This window comes from Alloyangia pacifica, assembly GCF_900116195.1.
In the GTDB taxonomy this organism is placed as follows: Bacteria; Pseudomonadota; Alphaproteobacteria; order Rhodobacterales; family Rhodobacteraceae; genus Salipiger; species Salipiger pacificus.
On the sequence record NZ_FOZW01000001.1, the window covers coordinates 291,814 to 308,848 of the forward strand.

16 protein-coding genes, 1 tRNA gene and 2 pseudogenes are annotated in these 17,035 nt (G+C 63.6%); 10 read left to right on the top strand and 9 right to left on the bottom strand.

Annotated features, from left to right (window positions below; all coding sequences use genetic code 11):
- Window positions 1-190: 190 nt before the first annotated feature.
- Together BM397_RS01435 and BM397_RS01440 are read right to left on the bottom strand one after the other, a co-directional pair.
- On the bottom strand, window positions 191-1,024 hold the full coding sequence (locus BM397_RS01435; RefSeq protein WP_092426273.1) for a hypothetical protein: 834 nt from the start codon (window positions 1,022-1,024) through the stop codon (window positions 191-193).
- A gap of 411 nt (window positions 1,025-1,435) precedes the next feature.
- Window positions 1,436-2,158 (bottom strand): hypothetical protein, encoded by a 723-nt coding sequence (locus tag BM397_RS01440; RefSeq protein ID WP_092426271.1) that lies wholly within the window; start codon window positions 2,156-2,158, stop codon window positions 1,436-1,438.
- 170 nt (window positions 2,159-2,328) lie between these two features.
- Here BM397_RS01440 and BM397_RS29580 point away from each other — a divergent pair, with 170 nt between their 5' ends.
- Both BM397_RS29580 and BM397_RS29585 read left to right on the top strand, forming a co-directional pair.
- On the top strand, window positions 2,329-2,490 hold the full coding sequence (locus BM397_RS29580) for a hypothetical protein (protein ID WP_245696110.1): 162 nt from the start codon (window positions 2,329-2,331) through the stop codon (window positions 2,488-2,490).
- Window positions 2,491-2,589: 99 nt separating this feature from the next.
- Window positions 2,590-2,760 (top strand): hypothetical protein, encoded by a 171-nt coding sequence (locus BM397_RS29585; protein ID WP_245696109.1) that lies wholly within the window; start codon window positions 2,590-2,592, stop codon window positions 2,758-2,760.
- Between the two features lie 230 nt (window positions 2,761-2,990).
- On the opposite strand, the gene BM397_RS01450 is transcribed toward BM397_RS29585, so the two are convergent.
- Window positions 2,991-3,674 (bottom strand): ArsR/SmtB family transcription factor, encoded by a 684-nt coding sequence (locus BM397_RS01450; protein WP_092426269.1) that lies wholly within the window; start codon window positions 3,672-3,674, stop codon window positions 2,991-2,993.
- Window positions 3,675-3,748: 74 nt separating this feature from the next.
- Here BM397_RS01450 and BM397_RS01455 point away from each other — a divergent pair, with 74 nt between their 5' ends.
- The gene (locus BM397_RS01455; RefSeq protein WP_092426267.1) at window positions 3,749-4,072 is read left to right on the top strand and encodes an NIPSNAP family protein; all 324 of its coding nucleotides are present in this window, start codon (window positions 3,749-3,751) and stop codon (window positions 4,070-4,072) included.
- Entirely contained in the window at window positions 4,069-4,413 is a 345-nt protein-coding gene (locus tag BM397_RS01460) for an antibiotic biosynthesis monooxygenase family protein (protein WP_092426265.1), read from the top strand. Before BM397_RS01455 ends, BM397_RS01460 begins: the two co-directional genes overlap by 4 nt.
- Before the next feature lie 126 nt (window positions 4,414-4,539).
- Here BM397_RS01460 and BM397_RS01465 read toward each other — a convergent pair whose 3' ends face one another.
- The gene (locus BM397_RS01465) at window positions 4,540-4,896 is read right to left on the bottom strand and encodes a winged helix-turn-helix transcriptional regulator (protein WP_176806706.1); all 357 of its coding nucleotides are present in this window, start codon (window positions 4,894-4,896) and stop codon (window positions 4,540-4,542) included.
- 119 nt (window positions 4,897-5,015) lie between these two features.
- Here BM397_RS01465 and BM397_RS01470 point away from each other — a divergent pair, with 119 nt between their 5' ends.
- Window positions 5,016-5,429 (top strand): ester cyclase, encoded by a 414-nt coding sequence (locus BM397_RS01470; protein WP_092426261.1) that lies wholly within the window; start codon window positions 5,016-5,018, stop codon window positions 5,427-5,429.
- Between the two features lie 312 nt (window positions 5,430-5,741).
- Here the strand turns inward: BM397_RS01470 and BM397_RS01475 are convergent, their stop codons facing one another.
- Entirely contained in the window at window positions 5,742-6,320 is a 579-nt protein-coding gene (locus tag BM397_RS01475; RefSeq protein WP_177239594.1) for a TetR family transcriptional regulator, read from the bottom strand.
- A 139-nt stretch (window positions 6,321-6,459) separates the two neighbouring features.
- On the opposite strand from BM397_RS01475, the gene BM397_RS01480 reads away from it, so the two are divergent.
- From BM397_RS01480 to BM397_RS28860, 4 genes and pseudogenes are all read left to right on the top strand, one after another.
- Complete coding sequence (locus BM397_RS01480; RefSeq protein ID WP_092426257.1) at window positions 6,460-7,632, top strand: efflux RND transporter periplasmic adaptor subunit; 1,173 nt, start codon at window positions 6,460-6,462, stop codon at window positions 7,630-7,632.
- Window positions 7,633-7,634: 2 nt separating this feature from the next.
- Window positions 7,635-10,763, top strand: coding sequence for a multidrug efflux RND transporter permease subunit (locus BM397_RS01485; RefSeq protein ID WP_092426254.1), 3,129 nt, complete (start codon window positions 7,635-7,637; stop codon window positions 10,761-10,763).
- Window positions 10,764-11,432: 669 nt separating this feature from the next.
- The gene (locus BM397_RS01490) at window positions 11,433-12,365 is read left to right on the top strand and encodes an IS5 family transposase (RefSeq protein ID WP_092567360.1); all 933 of its coding nucleotides are present in this window, start codon (window positions 11,433-11,435) and stop codon (window positions 12,363-12,365) included.
- Between the two features lie 54 nt (window positions 12,366-12,419).
- Window positions 12,420-12,560 (top strand): annotated as a pseudogene (locus BM397_RS28860) (IS5/IS1182 family transposase); the annotation flags it as partial.
- A gap of 289 nt (window positions 12,561-12,849) precedes the next feature.
- Here the strand turns inward: BM397_RS28860 and BM397_RS01500 are convergent.
- From BM397_RS01500 to BM397_RS01510, 3 genes and pseudogenes are all read right to left on the bottom strand, one after another.
- Window positions 12,850-13,778 (bottom strand): annotated as a pseudogene (locus tag BM397_RS01500) (IS5 family transposase).
- A gap of 332 nt (window positions 13,779-14,110) precedes the next feature.
- Window positions 14,111-14,185, bottom strand: a tRNA-Asn gene (locus BM397_RS01505).
- An 80-nt stretch (window positions 14,186-14,265) separates the two neighbouring features.
- On the bottom strand, window positions 14,266-15,180 hold the full coding sequence (locus BM397_RS01510) for an MBL fold metallo-hydrolase (protein WP_092420643.1): 915 nt from the start codon (window positions 15,178-15,180) through the stop codon (window positions 14,266-14,268).
- A gap of 54 nt (window positions 15,181-15,234) precedes the next feature.
- Here BM397_RS01510 and BM397_RS01515 point away from each other — a divergent pair, with 54 nt between their 5' ends.
- Window positions 15,235-16,518 carry an ATP-binding protein gene (locus tag BM397_RS01515; RefSeq protein WP_092420650.1) on the top strand — a complete coding sequence of 428 codons (1,284 nt, stop codon included), beginning with the start codon at window positions 15,235-15,237 and terminating at the stop codon, window positions 16,516-16,518.
- Between the two features lie 49 nt (window positions 16,519-16,567).
- Here BM397_RS01515 and BM397_RS01520 read toward each other — a convergent pair whose 3' ends face one another.
- Window positions 16,568-16,882, bottom strand: coding sequence for a DUF1476 domain-containing protein (locus BM397_RS01520; protein WP_092420653.1), 315 nt, complete (start codon window positions 16,880-16,882; stop codon window positions 16,568-16,570).
- Window positions 16,883-17,035: the final 153 nt, after the last annotated feature.

Sequence of the window (17,035 nt, forward strand, 5' to 3'; positions counted from 1 at the left end):
AGAAATCGAGGTCTCGGCGTTGCACAGCACCGCTTGTGCAACGGACTGTGCCATCGATTGTGACCTATAGCAACTTGTCCTGTGCCAACCGCGTGTCCTGGCGTGCCTAGGGTTGGGCACGCCAGATTTCCTCTTTCTAAGGCGCCCCGGTGCGAATGCACTGATCCACGCGAGGATGGCTCACAGCAGACTAAGGCTGGCCACGGAGTTTCTCCGCGAGCCGTTCGGCATCGAGGTGGCAGAGGACGTGATTCATCGCTTGGCCAACATCCGACAGCGCCAGGAAGGCAACCCTAAGCCGATGTCCCAGATCGGAGTAGATTTCTTGTTCGTAGCCGCCGCTCATACAGTACTCATCATGAACATAGATCGATTGCTTCTCCACCATCGCGAGCAGCTCGAACCGGTCACACCAGTTTCGGATTTCGTTCTCGCTGGAACTTTCGAAGAGCGCGTCACTTCCCAGCAACCGTTCAAGCCGGTAGGCGCCGCGGCGAACCTCCTGAGAAAGTTCACCACCGCTCGTAGCTGCGTAGACAGCCTGTTGTGCTTTGCGCGCTGCGAGCAATGCGGCATGAAGGCTGGCCTGAACAGGATCAGGAGCTTGGACCGAGGCCACCATCAGTAAATGCCTTTGCAGCTGTTGCCAAACTGGTGAGACCTGTCGAGGATCTTCGATCCAGTCCAGTTTGAAACCCAGATCTGCCGCGGCCTCGGCAAGGCCTTCGCTCAGAAGGCAAATCTCGGTGGTCGCCGGGTCTTCCGGATTGAGGCCTGCGAAGTAGGCGGCTTCCGGAGATTCCAGATCGTGCACGAACCGCAGCGTGAGAAGGCCGTAGAGTTTCTCAACTTCGGCCTGGGTGCGTCGTGCTACTGCACCGCCCTGACGCAAGTCGTCGAGAATACGCTGCGTTCGGCGGAGCCATGGCCGCCCGCCGAGAAGCAAGGCTGCGTTCTGAAGCGGTTCCGCGTTGGCTTGGAAAAACTCGTGGAGCTGGCTTGGTTGAATAGTCGTGTCGAACACTTCTGTTCTCCCGAACTCTGCCCGCGCAATTTTGCGTTGGGTGACAAGAAGGGTCTCTCCTTTCTTCGGCCCTTGTTGGTTTTCATAATTGTTGAGGAGCTGCCGGCGTTCAGCACACGCAGTTCTCACCCGGAAGAACTGCTTGACCTGAAGGTGGGTAGGCTCGTGTCGCTTGCAGGCTTCAAAGCCTTTGCGAGCCGCCCCGCATTTGCCGAAGGCAGGTTAAGCTTAGTTACGCAGCCATGCCGCAGACCGCCCGGACCACCGGACGGGCAGCGACCGACCCATTAGTGATCATAGAGTGCTTCCCGTGGTGCCGTACGCAGCTTTGCAGAGCCGGCCTCTCGCGCTTACGGAGTGATGTTGCATTCCGCGATCATGAAACCCGGCTCGACTTACGGCAAGACGTGTCTATTGAATGCAAATCGGAGCGAGCTGCACGTCCGTTTCCAGACGGATTGCGCTGCGCCAGAGTGGGGTCTTGAAGACGTGACAGACCCGGCTCCCGTGATCGCCTTCACGTATTTCGCTGATCAGGCCCGCCCATGCGAGCGGTCTCAGGACGCATGAGGAAAACGCGCCCATCTCTCGCCAGCCTGCGGTGTGCCAGTCGTGGGGCTCGCCATAGAAGGTTTCGAACAGAGCGGCTTCGGTCGTGCCGTGGGCCGCTTCCATGTTGATCACGTTCATCCAGATATCCCAAGTACCGACAGGGCGGTCGTCGAAGCGCGCGTAGGACGCATGATCGATCTGCAGCACGAAGTATGGGATCAACTCGGCAAACAGGCGGCCAGGGCTGTCTGCCAGCTCTGCTCCACGCTTGGTTGTCCGAAACTCACCTTTGTAGTGACGCCCCAGCCGCAGCGAAATCAGGAGAAAATGGAGGAGCTCGAGCGGAGGAAACTCATATTCGTTGATGACCTTTTGGAAACGGAACATCTCCTCGGGGGACTTTCCGGGCCAATCGAAATGCTCGACGGCCCAATGGACGAAGACACGCTTGAAAGCTTTGCTCTTGGTCAGGCCGATGGACCCATGCTCTCCCGCGAACTGAAGTGTCAGGAGCGCGCCTCGCAGAAGCGGCGAATGCCCGAGGTCAGGATGGTCATCGGCGAGCGTGCGAAATTCGATCATGGACGGATGCTGCCACAGAGCGCTAAGCGACACTATCCGTTCTGCGAGCAGGGGAACAATCGCGAACGGACACAAGGTCCTGACAGGCGTATCGCGCTGATGGATAGGTGCTCGGTCATTGTCCCGGCAGGCGGCAGATGGCAGGTCTGGTGGCGGGGATGGGGACCGACATGGAACGATCTGACGACATCCGCCCCAAGCTGGAGAAACTCGAACAGCTCTTTGCACGCGGAGCCACGCCAGGCGAACGCGCCGCAGCTGGCGCAGATCGGGGTCGACTGGCCCAAAAACTGGGGTCCTCGGCTGACGAGAAGCAGACCGCGCTGCAATAGTCGCTTCCTGACGCATGGGCGGTGCGCACCTTCGTGGCGCTGTGCCGCAAGCACGACGTGAAACCCTATCGGTATCCACGATAGCGAAGCACCACCGCAATGGTCCGTGTCCGACCGGAGGCCTTCGACAAGACCGTTGGTGCAGAGTTCCGCGCCCGGCACGCTGAACTGGTGGCGTATTTCAATGATACGGTCGATCACCTGATCGCTAACGCCATGAAGTCCGATGGCGAGGATGAGAACATTGAAACGGTGCCGATCGGTTGGTAGGCCCCCTGAGCTACACTGCCAGTATGATGCCGCAGTAGGGAATGAAGGGCATCATCATTTCCGGCCTGAGGCGACCTTGGACACCGGCTCAGGATGCTGTAGCGCGGCCATTCGAAGCCGCTGTTCGCTGCGACCGCGAGCTTCATCGGGGATCGGAGGTCAGCAGTGCGGACAAAGCGCCAATTCGCTGCGACTGCGCCGATGACGGCTTTGAAGAAGCAGACACGGTTCTACTTCACCGGAAAGAGCTTTTTGAACTCTTCTGCGCCATTTCGAGAGAAGGTCACCACCCGCGTTTTCTGGTCGCGTTTGGCCCAAGCCAACTCCTCGAGCCGGTTGAGCAATGCACGGCCCAAGCTGCCCGCCAGATGTGATCTGCGCTCACTCCAGTCGAGGCACTCCCGACAAACCGGAGCGCGCGCCTTGCACAGACTTTCTACGTCGATCTCAAATTCCGAGGCGAATGCTGCACCTGTATCAGTCAGCTTCAGTTCTTCACCATCCAGAACCAAATGGCCCTGTGCCATTAAGCTGTCGAACATTTGCGTGCCCATGTCCCCGGCTAAATGGTTGTAGCAAACTCGCGCCTGGCGCAGTTCCGCATCTCGGGGGCCAGTGCGCTTCCGCCTGTATCCCGAACCTGCCGCGAGCCCCATCAGACCCTCAAGGACATGTGCCACCTCGTCGCTAGCGAGCGAAAAATACTTATGCCGTCCCTGCTTTCGGGGTCGCAGCAAGCCGCCCTCGTCGAGCTTGGACAGGTGCGAGCTGGCCGTCTGGATCGTCACACCAGCTTCTTCGGCTAGTTCGCTTACTGTCAGGGCTTTTCCACTCATAAGCGCGGTCAGCATGTTGGCGCGGGCAGGGTCGCCAATCAGGGCAGCGATATGGGCAATGTCTGGACCTTCCCTCATAGTTCGACCTTAATCGAAGCATCTGCGGTTGGCAAAGGTCTAGGATCGGGAAAACACATGTAAAGGAACCCATCATGCTGACCTGTATCATCCGCTACCACATCGACCCCACGAAAAGGGCCGAGTTCGAGGAGTATTCCCGCAACTGGGGCCAAGCAATCCCGCGCTGCGGCGCTGATCTGATTGGTTACTATTCCCCGCATGAGGGGTCATCGACGCTTGCCTACGGCATCTACAACGTTGCGAGCCTGGCGGACTACGAAGCCTATCGCGCGCGCCTCGCCGCCGATCCGCTTGGCCGAGAGAACTATGAGTTCGCCCAGAAGGAGAGGTTTCTGCTCCGAGAAGATCGAACCTGGCTCAAGCTCGCCTCTGCACCGCACGGGGACAGCGCATGATTGCAGTGATCTTCGAAGTTGAGCCCGCAGAGGGCCGCAAGGATGATTATCTCGACATCGCTGCCGAGATGCGCCCGATGCTCGATAAGATCGACGGCTTCATTTCCGTCGAGCGGTTCCAGAGCCTCACCGACCCGCGCAAAATCCTGTCTCTGTCGTTCTTCGAGGATGAAGATGCGATTGCACGTTGGCGCAATCTCAATGCTCATCGAGGCGCGCAGGCGAAAGGACGCAGCGGTGTCTTCGATGACTACCGATTGCGGATCGCCAGCGTCATCCGCGACTACGGCATGTTCGACCGGGACGAAGCGCCCACAGACAGCCAAAAGGAACACGCATGATCTCTCTAATAGCAACCACTTGGCTGGCGCTGGCAACAGCGGCGATCTCGCCCGGCCATTCCTTCATCGTGCCGCATTTGCAGTGAAGGAAGGTTGGCAGTCGACACGAAGCGGCCTTAGGCAGCCCTAGCCCCCGCGTTCAGTGGCCGACGGCGCTTTGATCGCGCTAACCACATCCCGGTTCGCCGTGCCCCAATCGCACAGGGGGACCAGCGCCTTGACGAGGGTCTCGCCGAAGGGTGTCAACGCATAGTCGACCACGGGAGGGACGCAATGATGGTCGCGACGAAGCAGAACCTTCATCTCGACCAGATCGCGCAGCTGCTGGATCAGCACCTTTTCACTGATCCCGCCGACGCGCCGGCGAATTTCGGAGAAGCGGGTGGGCCCGCTCTGGACATGAAAGAGGATCAGCGGCTTCCATTTGCCGCCGATGACGGCCAGCGCCACATCCAGACCGCAGGGCGTATCCATTCGATCCATGTCGATTTCACCCTTACCTTTTGGTAGGTTCTATCATTCAGGTAACCCCGTGTCTACGTGGATGCCATGGTCACGGCCATTTGCGAAACACCATGCCCTGTTCGGGAAAGGCACCCAAGATGACGGATCACAAGAACACCATCGAGAAGCTCTACACGTCGGCCGAGGCGGCCTCCCTCGACATCGAGACCTTCGTGTCCTGTTTCGGACAGGACGGCTACGCCCGCGACATTCCCAGCCAGATCGAGTTTCGCGGCTCCGATATCGCGCTCGTCGCAAGCGGGATGGCCGAAGCCTTCCCTGACATCCACCGGGAGATCTTCAGCATCGATGTGTCAGGGGATGTGGTTGTCGTCGAGCTGGCCATCCGCGGTACGCATCGCGGCACGCTGATGACGCCAACGGGCCCGCTCGCCGCAACTGGAAAGGTCATCGACGTCCCCTGCTGCGATGTCTTCAGGATGAAGGACGGGAAGGTCGCGGCTTTCCACTGCTACAACGCGTCCTCGATCATGCAGCAGCAGCTGCACTGAGACATGGTACCAAGGCTGCCCAGGAGGCAGCTTTGGCTCCACACGGTCATTCGCCGCGGAACGCGAAAGCGACGGCGCAGCGGACCTTCCTGTCTTCGCCGCAGGTGCCTGCGCCACCCTGACCAGCGGCGGCAGCGGACATGCAGCCGTGTTGTCGCTGCTGGAACCGGGATGATCGAGACTGGGGGCGGAAGACGCAACTTCGAGGCAGTGGTACACGCATTCCCAACCGCGCCTCTGTCCATGGCCCGGCATACGACATCCGGCACAGGTGCCTGGGTCGAGTAAGCCGCCCACCGCTAGCCCGCTGCCTCATTCCCGCGGCGCTCCGACGAGCCTGTCATAGAGGCCCAGAAGAGCCCTCTGCGCCTTGTCGCGTTCCAGCATCGAGAGGCCGCGCAGGCTGACCATGCCGAAGGCCATCGCCAGCAACTGATCCGCGGCGTCTTCGATATCGAGTTCCCGCGGCACGTCGCCCTCGCGTTGGCCGTTGCGCAACTGATCGGTCATCATGCCGCGCCAGACGCTGAGGGACTCGACCAGAGCCTCGCGGACGCGGCTGTGCATGTGGGACGCGGCCAGCGCATCGCGCCAGAGCCGCTCGCTGATATCGTCCGCGGGGTGACCCTCGGCACCGAGCAACAGGGCGCATCTGTCCCGTGTCGACGTGGCGGGCATCCTGTCACGGAGCTCCTCGAACATCCGCGACCAGACCGCCCCGAGGGCTTCGGCCCGCAATGCATCGGCCGAGGAGAAGTGATGGTGGATCTGTCCCGGTGAGGCCCCCATCTCTCGCGCGACGGCCCGCACGGTGGCCGCCTCAAAGCCTTCTCGGGTGATCAGGGAGACCGCGGCCTGCACGATCGCGGCCCGGCGGTCGTCCTTGTTCAAATAGCTCATCTTCTGTGGCCTCCGCCCTCAAAAACACCCCTTGATCACGCGGTCTAGCGCAGTTATGGACGCACGTCCAATTTGGACATGCGTCCAAATACGAGAACCTGCCCAGGGCAGCTTCAACATCTGGTGAGATATGAAACGCGCAACGATCGCCGCGGCCCTTCTGCTGCCGCTCATGGGCCTTTCCGGCTGCAAGGAAGAAGAGAATGGCGCCGCTGCGGCACAGCCCGCACCGCCGCCACCGGAAGTGGGGGTGGTGACTCTGCAAGCCGAGGACCTGCCGGTCGCCTCCGACTTGCCGGGGCGCATCGCGGCAACCCGGATCGCCGAGGTCCGGGCGCGGGTCGACGGCATCGTGGAGAGCCGGGTCTTCACTCAGGGTGGCAGGGTCGAGGCGGGCGACGAGCTCTTCCACATTGACCCGGCCCCCTACCGGATCGCCGTTGAGGCGGCGCAGGCCGGTGTCGCGCGCGCCGAGGCGGCGCTTGACGAGGCGAGCCATGCGGCGACCCGGATCGAGACGCTCGCTGCGAGCAACGCAACCTCGCGCGCACAACTCGACAGCGCGCGCGCGGCGCAGCTGACCGCGGAAGCCGAGCTTGCCGTGGCGCGCTCCGAGCTGCACGCGGCCGAGCTGGACCTGAGCTACACCCGTGTCACCGCGCCGATTTCCGGCGTGATCGGGCGCGCCTTCGTGACCGAGGGCGCTCTGGTGCAGGCCAGCGGGACCGAGGTGCTGACGACCGTTCAGTCGCTCGATCCGGTCTATGCCGACATCGTCCAGCCGGTGTCGGAACTGATGCGCCTGCGCCGCGCCATGGCGGATGGAACCCTCAGCCAGATGGCGCCCGGCGTGGCCCGCGTGCGGCTGTTCCTCGACGACGGCACGGAATACGCCACCGCGGGTCAGCTGCTCTTCTCCGAGGCCTCGGTCGAAGAGACCTCCGGGCAGGTGACGCTTCGTGCCGAGTTCCCCAACCCGGATGGCGTGCTGCTGCCCGGCATGTTCGTCCGCGTGGCCGTCGACATGGCACTGGACGGGGATGCTGTCGCGGTGCCCTCTCAGGCCGTGACCCGTGACGCGGCGGGCGCGGCGCTGGTCTGGGTCGTCGACGGCGCGCAGAAGGCCGAGCAGCGCAAGGTCAAGATCGATCGCCCCGAGGGCAACCGGCTGGTGATCGACAGCGGCCTTGCGCCCGGCGAGACGGTCATCGTGGACGGCCTGCAGAAGGTGGCGCCGGGTGCGCCCGTGGCGCCCGTCCCATGGAGTGATCCCACGGCGGCCGCTTCCGGGGCGCGGGGCTGATCATGGCACGCTACTTCATCGACAATCCGGTCCTGGCCTGGGTCATCGCGATCTTCATCCTGCTGGCGGGGCTGCTGGCCCTGCCGAACCTGCCGGTATCGCAATATCCCAACGTCGCCCCGCCGCAGGTGACCATCACCACCACCTTCCCCGGCGCGGCCCCCGAGGACCTCTACGGACAAGTGACCCAGCCCATCGAGCAAGAGCTCAACGGCATCGCCGGGCTGATGTATTACGAGTCCACCTCCGAGGCGACCGGCAGCGTCACCATCAACGCCGTCTTTGAGTCCGGCACCGAGGTGTCGCAGGCGGTGGTCGACATCCAGAACCGCATCAAGCGGGTCGAGACGCGCCTGCCCGCGCAGGTCCGGCAACAGGGCATCCTGGTGGACGAGGCCGCGACCTCCTTTCTGATGATGGTCGCCCTGACCGCCGACGAGAAGGCCGGGATGGATGCCGTGGCGCTTGGCGACTTCATGTCGCGCAACGTGCTGAACGACCTGCGCCGGGTGGAAGGTGTCGGCAGCACGACGCTCTTTGCCTCCGAGCGCGCGCTGCGCATCTGGGTCGATCCCGACAAGCTGGTCGGGCTGAACCTGACCATGACCGATATCACCGCCGCCATCACGGCGCAGAACGCGCAGGTGGCCGCGGGCTCGGTCGGGGCCGACCCCAACCCCGCGGGCCAGCAGGTGCAGGCCTCGCTGCTGGTGACCGGCCAGCTGACCACGCCCGAGGCCTTCGGCAACATCGTGCTGCGGGCGCAGCAGGATGGGGCGCTGGTCCGGCTTTCCGACGTGGCGCGGGTCGAGATCGACGCGCAGAGCTATGCGCTGAGCACCTTCCTGAACGGCAATCCGACCGCCGCGGTCGGCATCCAGCTGTCCTCCACCGGCAATGCGCTGGCCACGGCCGAAGGCGTGCGCGCCGCGATGGAGGGCCTGAAGCCGCTCTTCCCGGAAGGCGTCGGTTACGCGATCCCCTATGACACCACCCCCTTCGTCGAGGCCTCCATCGAGAAGGTCGTCCACACGCTGATCGAGGCGGTGGTTCTGGTCTTCCTCGTGATGCTGTTGTTCCTGCAGAACCTGCGGGTGACTCTGATCCCGACCATCGTGGTGCCGATCGCGCTGGCGGGCACGCTGGCGGTGATGCTGGCGACGGGCTTCTCGGTCAACGTGCTGACCATGTTCGCCATGGTGCTGGCCATCGGCATCCTCGTCGACGACGCCATCGTGGTCGTCGAGAACGTCGAGCGCATCATGTCCGAAGAGGGGCTGTCCGCGCCGGAGGCCTCGAAGAAGGCGATGAAGCAGATCTCCGGCGCCATCATCGGCATCACGCTGGCGCTGATGGCGGTCTTCGTGCCGCTGGCCTTCTTCCCCGGCTCGATGGGGGTGATCTACCGCCAGTTCTCGGTCACCATGGTCGTGTCGATCGCCTTTTCCGCCTTCCTCGCGCTGTCGCTGACGCCGGCGCTCTGCGCCACTCTGCTGAAGTCGGTCCCGGCCGGGCATCACCACGAGAAGCGCGGCTTCTTCGGCTGGTTCAACCGCGCCTTCACGCGCACGTCGAACCGCTACGGGCGGATGGTGGGGGGCCTTACCCGCCGCGCGGGCGCGATGATGGTGCTCTACGCGGTGCTCGTCGCGGGGCTGGGATGGTCCTACACCAAGATCCCGACCAGTTTCCTGCCGCAGGAGGATCAGGGCTTCCTCTTCACCAACATCCAGGGGCCGGCCAATGCGACCTCGAACCGTCTGCGCGCCTCGGCCGCACAGGTCGAAGCCCTGACCGCTGCCGAGGACGCAGTGGACAGCACGATCGTGGTGCAGGGCTATTCCTTCTCGGGCCAGGGCGCCAATGCCGCCGTCGCCTTCATCACCCTCAAGGACTGGTCCGAGCGCGGGCCGGAGGACAGCGCCGATGCCATCGTGGGGCGAATGAACGGCGGGCTTGCGCAGATCCGCGACGCCAGTGCCTTTGCCCTGTCGCCGCCGCCGATCCTGGGCTTGGGCAATTCGGCGGGCTTCTCCTTCCGCCTGCAGGACCGCGCCAACCGCGGAGATGCCGTCCTGCGCGAGGCGGCGGGCCAACTCCTGGCGGGCGCCGCCGCCAGCCCGGTGATCGCCATGGCCTATCCCGAGGGCCTGCCGCCCGCACCGCAGCTGCGCCTCGATGTCGACCGCGAGAAGGCCAATGCCTTCGGGGTCAGCTTCGAGGATGTGAACACCACGATCTCGGCAGCGCTCGGCTCGGCCTATGTCAACGACTTCCCGAACATGGGGCGCATGCAGCAGGTCATCGTGCAGGCCGACCAACGCTCCCGCATGACGGTCGAGGAGGTGCTGAAGCTGAACGTCCGCAACAGCCTTGGTGGCATGGTGCCGCTGTCCTCCTTCGCCTCGGCGGAATGGACGATGGGCCCGACGCAGCTGGTCGGCTACAACGGCTATCCGTCGATGCGGATCTCGGGCGTTGCCGCGCCCGGATACTCCTCCGGGGACGCGATCGCCGAGATGGAACGCCTCGCCGATGCGCTGCCGCGCGGCTTCACCTACGAATGGACCGGGCAATCTCTGCAGGAGATCAAGTCGGGTTCGCTCGCACCGCTCCTCGTGGGGCTGGCCATCCTCTGCGTCTTCCTCTGTCTTGCCGGGCTCTACGGCAGTTGGTCGATCCCGCTGTCGGTGATGCTGATCGTGCCGATGGGCGTCATCGGCTCGGTCGCAGCGGTGACCCTGACGGGACTGGCGAACGACGTCTTCTTCCTTGTCGGGGTGATCACCATCGTGGGCCTCTCGGCCAAGAACGCGATCCTGATCGTCGAGGTGGCGAAGGACCTGATGAGCGACGGAATGAGCCTCAACGAGGCGACGATCACGGCCTGCCGCCTGCGGTTCCGCCCGATCCTGATGACGTCACTGGCCTTCACCATGGGGGTGGTGCCGATGGCGATCGCCAAGGGGGCCAGCGCCGCCAGTCAGAATGCCATCGGCATCAACGTGGTGGGCGGGATGCTGTCGGCGACGGTGCTGGGGGTGATCTTCGTCCCGGTGTTCTTCACCGTGGTCATGCGCCTCTTCCGGAAGCGCAAGGCGCCCGCCGTATCGGTCGCCCCTGCGGAATGAGCCACTTGGCCCCGACGCGCGTCGTCGGGGCTGGTTCATCGCGGCGACCGTTCCCCTGCGTGGGAATGCAGCGAGCAATTGTCGCTTCCGCTAAGGGCTCGAAGCGGGCTTGCGGCGGTGCAGCAGACGATCCTCTGCCAGAGTAGGGTGGATGTCAGCTTTTCATTGACTTGGCGGGACCAGGACGCACCTGCAGCGAAAGCCCGCAATCCGCCCTTTGTCCCGCGAGGAATGCCGAGCGCTGACATGTCATGAACCGGTTGCGATGTGGAGATGTCCTGCGTAGTTTGTGAAGCACAACAGGTTTCGCAGACAAAGCGCAGGGACTGGCAGGGAGACTGCTCGGGCATTCGACGCTCACCATGTCCTGTCAGCGCGTTTTGTCATCCTGTAGCATTCCCATCCGGTTACTGAATTGGGGCCGCTGCCAAAAGGAAACAATCGGTTCAAACCTGTTTTCACATGAGGCACGCAAGGTGAGCCGGTCGAATGCTCATGCGGTAAGTCCTGAAATGTTGAAACTCGTCGATCGGGTTTGAGGGACTCCTCGGAAGTTTCGGCGAAGGACGGGTTTTGTTGTGAACGGTCTTGGTTCATCCCGTGGGGGGCTTTGTTGCGCAAAGGCTGAAGGGGATTCATCTCGCGAATCCAGCGTGGTATCTGGCTTGCATGAGCAGACCCATCCCGCCGGGCTACAAGACTAAGAACTGGCCGACCTACAACGAAGCGCTGAAGCAGCGCGGCTCCCTGACGATCTGGTTCGATCCGGACATGGTGTGGGTGCCGCCGCCAACCGGCAGGCGAGGTAGGCAGCCGCGGTATAGCGATGCCGCGATCCAGACGTGCCTGACGATGAAGGTGCTCTTCGGCATGGCCCTCAGGCAGACGACCGGGTTCGTGGAGAGTCTGCTCCGCCTGGTCGGCCTCCACTGGACGGTGCCGGACTTCAGCACCTTGAGCCGGCGCCAGAAAACCCTGTCCGTGTCCATCCCCTACAGAGGCTCGCACGGGTCGCTGAACCTGCTGATCGACAGCACAGGCATCAAGGCGGAAGGCGAAGGCGAGTGGCACGCGCGCAAGCATGGTGGCGCGAAACGCCGTCTATGGCGCAAGATCCACATCGGCGTCGACGAACAGACGCTGGAGATCAGAGCTATCGAGATCACCGGCAGCAACGTTGGTGACGCGCCGATGCTGCCCGAGCTGCTTGATCAGATCCCCGCCGAGGTGGAACTCGGCTCTGTCACCGCGGATGGTGCCTACGACACACGCAAGTGCCACGACGCTGTCGCCGACCGGGGCGCCTATGCAGTCATACCGCCACGCAGGAACGCGAAACCGTGGAAGCCTTCGACTGCAGGCGCCATCGCCCGGAACGAGGCACTGCGCGCATCGAAATACCTCGGCCGTGCAATCTGGAGAAAGTGGAGCGGATACCACCGCCGTAGCCGCGCCGAGACGAAGATGCATTGCGTGAAGTTACTGGGGCAGAGCCTCATGGCACGTGACTTCGAACGCCAGGTCGCCGAACTCCAGATCCGCGCTGCCGTCCTGAACGGCTACACCGCGCTCGGCATACCTGTCACCGAGCCCATGGGGTAAGTGTGTCTGGGGAAAGGGGAGGTCCGGGCTTCACCCTCTTTGCGCAACAAAGCCATGAGCAATCCAGAACCTGCCCGATGCCGTACGACCAACTGGAAATCCTATAACGACGCGCTGAAGCGGCGCGGATCGCTGCTCGTCTGGCTTGACCGCGACATGGACTGGCTTGCGCCGAAGGCAGGCAAGCCCGGACGCCACCATCGCTCCGCCGTCACCCCCAAAGCGTCGCGGGCGTCCTCCAAAGCATCACAACGGAGGCGCCGATCACCAGAGCCGTCGTCCGCTTCGCTGTCCAACGCTTGATGCTGTCGTCCATCGTCATACTCATTGCTACGTTCTCCCTTTTAGCATGAGCAGGTTTTCACTGGGTCGATACACGACCAAGTTTGGACAGCCGTAGTTAAGGATGAGCCGCGCTACTACGCCAGTCGGCTCTGTTGCACAAATCGTCTGAACACCGAGGTTCCCCTTTCCCCGGACGGACCTATCCCACAGCTTCCGTGACGGGTATGCGGAGCGCTGTGTAGCCGTTCAGTACGGCGATACGAACCTGCAACTCGGCGACCTGGCGGTCGAAGTCTCGGGCCATGAGGGATTGGCCGAGCAGCTTGATGCAGTTCATCTTGCTCTCGACCCGGCTCCGGCGGTGGTAGCCAGACCATCGTCGCCAGATGGCGCGACCCAAATATTTGGAAGCGCGCAGAGCCTCATTGCGGGCGATGGCTCCGGGGCTCTCGTCGGTTTCCACGGCTTGGCGTTCTTGCGGGGCGGGATGATCGCAGCGGCACAACGGGCAGCGATTGCCTCGTGGCACTTGCGGGTATCGTATGCGCCATCTGCCGTCACGGAACCGATCTCTTCGTCAGACGGGATCTGGTCGAGCAAGTCAGGCAAGACGGGCGCATCGCCTACATTGCTTCCCGTGACCTCGACGGCCCGAGCCTCCAGCGTTTCCTCGTCGATGCCGAGGTGTATCTTGCGCCAGATGCGGCGCTTTGGGCCCCCGTGCTTGCGGGCGTTCCACTCGCCTTCGGCCTTGATGCCTGTACTGTCGATCAGCAGGTTCAGCGGACCCGCACCACCGCGGTAGGGGATACTCACGTTCAGCGCTCTTTGGCGGCGACAGAGCGTGCTGAAGTCTGAAACATTCCAGTCCAGCGCGACCAGCCGCAGCAGGCTCTGCACGAAGCCGGTCGTCTGCCGCAGCGGCATGCCAAAGAGCACCTTCATCGTCAGGCAAGTCTGGATCGTGGCATCGCTGAAGCTCTGTTGGCGACCGCGTCTCCCGGTCGGCGGAGGGGTCCATTCCATGTCAGGATCAAACCAGATCGTCAGCGATCCGCGTTGCCGTAGCGCTTCATTGTAAGCCGACCAGTTCGTGGTCTTATACTTCGTAGGGGCCCAACTGCTCATGCTTAACAGCTATCATTTTGGATTCATGTAGTGAATCCCTTGCCCGATTTCTGCAACAACGGCATGATTACCCCCGCGCCAAGTATCGGCGAGAGCTTCCCCGAAACGCGCCCGCTGCGACAGACGGCGAGGGCAACTTGCGGGCCGAGGAGGCTCGCAGGCAACACAAGTTTCTGCCCGTTCAGGCAGGGAGGGCGGGAGGTCGCGACCATCGGCAAGAATCGCGGAAACCGCGCCCCGAGGGGGTTGCCTAAAGGTTGCCTAGGGCTTGGGGGTCACGTCGGCCAGTTTACTCTGGCCTCTGCCAACTTCCCGTATTTATTTAGGGAAGTTGGCTCCGGCGGTAGGGATCGAACCTACGACCAATTGATTAACAGTCAACTGCTCTACCGCTGAGCTACGCCGGAACGTGGGGGGTATTTAGCAATGGCGACTCCGGGCGTCCAGAGGCTTTTTGCAGTTTTTTCGCCGGAAGCCGTTTTTTCTTTCATGCCATTGAAAATACTGCATCTTTTTCAAGATGACCTAGCGAAATCACGGCATTACGCTGGGTCAGGTCGATCAGATGCGCCAGCACGTTTCGGACTGCGGCGGGCAGGAGGACAGGGTCTGTGTCCTTGTAGATGGCCGCAGCAAGGGTTGCGGCGTCCGCGGGCGCCTTGGCGAGCGCCTCGAGGATCGAGGCCTCGCGCGCGCGTCGATGGGCGAGGAGCGCGTCAAGGCGCGCCGCGGTGTCGGTGACGGGGGCGCCGTGCCCGGGGTGCATGCGGCTCCAGCGGCGGCAGCGCAGACGCTCGAGCGACTGCATGAAGGCGCCGAGGTCGCCGTCGGGCGGAGAGACCAGAGAACTGGCCCAGCCCATCACCAGATCGCCGGAGAACAGCACGTCGCCCCAGGCGAAACTCAGGTGATTGCCGAAATGACCGGGGGTATGAAGTGCTTCGAGGCGCCAGCCGTCGCCCTCGATCAGTGCGCCGTCGGCCAGGGTTTCATCCGGGACGAATCCCGCGTCGACACCCTCGCCGCCACCGGCCAGCCCGGTTTCGGCCAGCTGGCGCATCAGGGCGCTGCGCCCGGCCCGCGCATCTCCGAAAGCGAGCACCGGCGCGCCGGTGGCCTCGGAGAGCGGCCGGGCGAGGGGGGAGTGATCGAGGTGCGCGTGGGTCACCAGGATATGGCTGATGCTCTGCTGCGGGCCGACCGCCGAGAGGATCGCGGCGAGATGGGTGTCGGAGAGCGGGCCGGGGTCGATCACCGCGAGCGCGCGGTGTCCCAGAACGTAGGTATTGGTGCCGCGAAAGGTCATCGGCGAGGGATTCGGTGCCAGGATGCGGCGCAGCCCGGGGGCGAGCTGCTCGGCATGGCCCTGCACGGGCTGGAAGTCGGGCTGGGGATCGATCATCTTGGGTCTCGTTTGCGGATGGTGGCGCCGGGGCGCCAAGGCTAGGGTTAGCGCATGTTCTTCCAGTGGCTCAAACAATACATGCCCCGCGGCATCTACGCGCGCGCGGCGCTGATCCTGATCCTGCCGGTCTTCACCATACAGCTGGTGGTCTCGGTGGTCTTCGTGCAGCGGCATTTCGAAGGCGTCTCGCAGCAGATGTCCCGCGGGGTGGCACGGGATATCAGATACGCGTTGCACACGCCCGCGGCGGCGGCGCCGCTCGGTCTGCGGATGCGGCAGGTCGCCGAGTCGGCGCTGCCCGAGGCGAGCCAGCGGCGCTGGTATGACTTCTCGGGGCTCGTGGTGGCGGAGACGCTCACGGATTTCGTGCCCGGGGTGCAGCGCGTGATGCTGCCCGATGACAATCTGGTCGCGCTCTACCTGCGCGGCGCGCGCGGCACGCTCTACAAGATCGAGTTCTCGCGCCAGCGCGCCTCGGCGTCGAATCCGCACCAGCTCTTGGTGAACATGATGTTCTTCGGCATCCTGATGACGGTGATCGCCTTCTTCTACCTGCGCAACCAGCTGCGTCCGATCACCCGGCTGGCCGAGGCGGCCGAGGCCTTTGGTCGTGGACGCCACGTGCCCTACCAGCCGGGCGGTGCGGTCGAGGTGCGGGCAGCGGGCAATGCCTTCCTCGACATGCGCAGCCGCATCGAGCGGCAGATCGAACAGCGCACGATGATGCTGTCGGGGGTCAGTCACGACCTGCGGACGCCGATCACCCGGCTGCGGCTCGGCCTGTCGATGCTCGACGACGAGGATCGGGAGCCGCTGGAGCGTGACGTCGACGACATGCAGCGGCTGATCGACGCCTTTCTCGATTTTGCCCGCGGCAATTCGCAGGACGGGGTGGCAGAACCGGTCGACCCGGTGGCGCTGGCTGCCTCGGTGGTGGCCGACGCGCAGCGTGGCGGCAAAGCGGTTACGTTGGGCACGGTCGAGGGTAATGGCGAGGTCAGCGTGCGCCCCGTGGCTCTGCGCCGGGCGCTCGAGAATCTGGTGGGCAACGCCGTGCGCTACGGCACGCACTGCGAGGTCTCGGTGACGCTGACCGAGAAATCCCTGCGTCTGCGGGTCGAAGATGACGGGCCGGGGATTCCGCCGGAGCGGCGCGAGGAGGCGCTGAAGCCCTTTGCCCGGCTTGATCCGGCGCGCAACCAGGACCGGGGCACCGGCGTCGGGCTGGGTCTGGCGATCGCCGCCGATGTCGCGCGGGCCCATGGCGGGGTGCTGCGGCTCGGCGCGAGCGATACGCTCGGCGGGCTGCGCGCGGACATCGTCATCGCGCGATGAGCATGGGCTAAGCGCGCCGCCACGGCGGCGCGCGGGCCGGTTGTCAGGCTCAGCTCTCCTCGAGCACTTCCTTGCGGGCCTCCATCAGAAGCTCGGCGCGCTTGGCGGTGACCATTTCGACGCTGGCCTTTTCGCCGAGGTCGGCGGCGATGCTGGCGATGATGTCGTCATGGCTGGCCTCGTCGAGGTCGGCCTTGATGATCTGCTCCGCGTAAGCCGCAGCCTCCTCGGGGCTCTTGCCCAGCAGCGACGCGGCCCAGAGGCCCAGTTTCTTGTTGCAACGCACCTCGGCTTGGAAGTTCAGGTTGGCATCATGGGCGAACTTGTTTTCAAAGGCCTGTTCGCGGTCGTCGAAAGTGGTCATCGGGTACCCCTCCAATAGATGGCCCAAGTATAATGCGATCAGTTTGTAACGCACTTTGCGCTGGCTCAAGTGAAAGCAGGCCGCTTGCGGCAAGGGCAGCCTTGATTTATGAGGGCGAACGAGACGCAGCGGCCGATACGCGGCCCCGGGCGA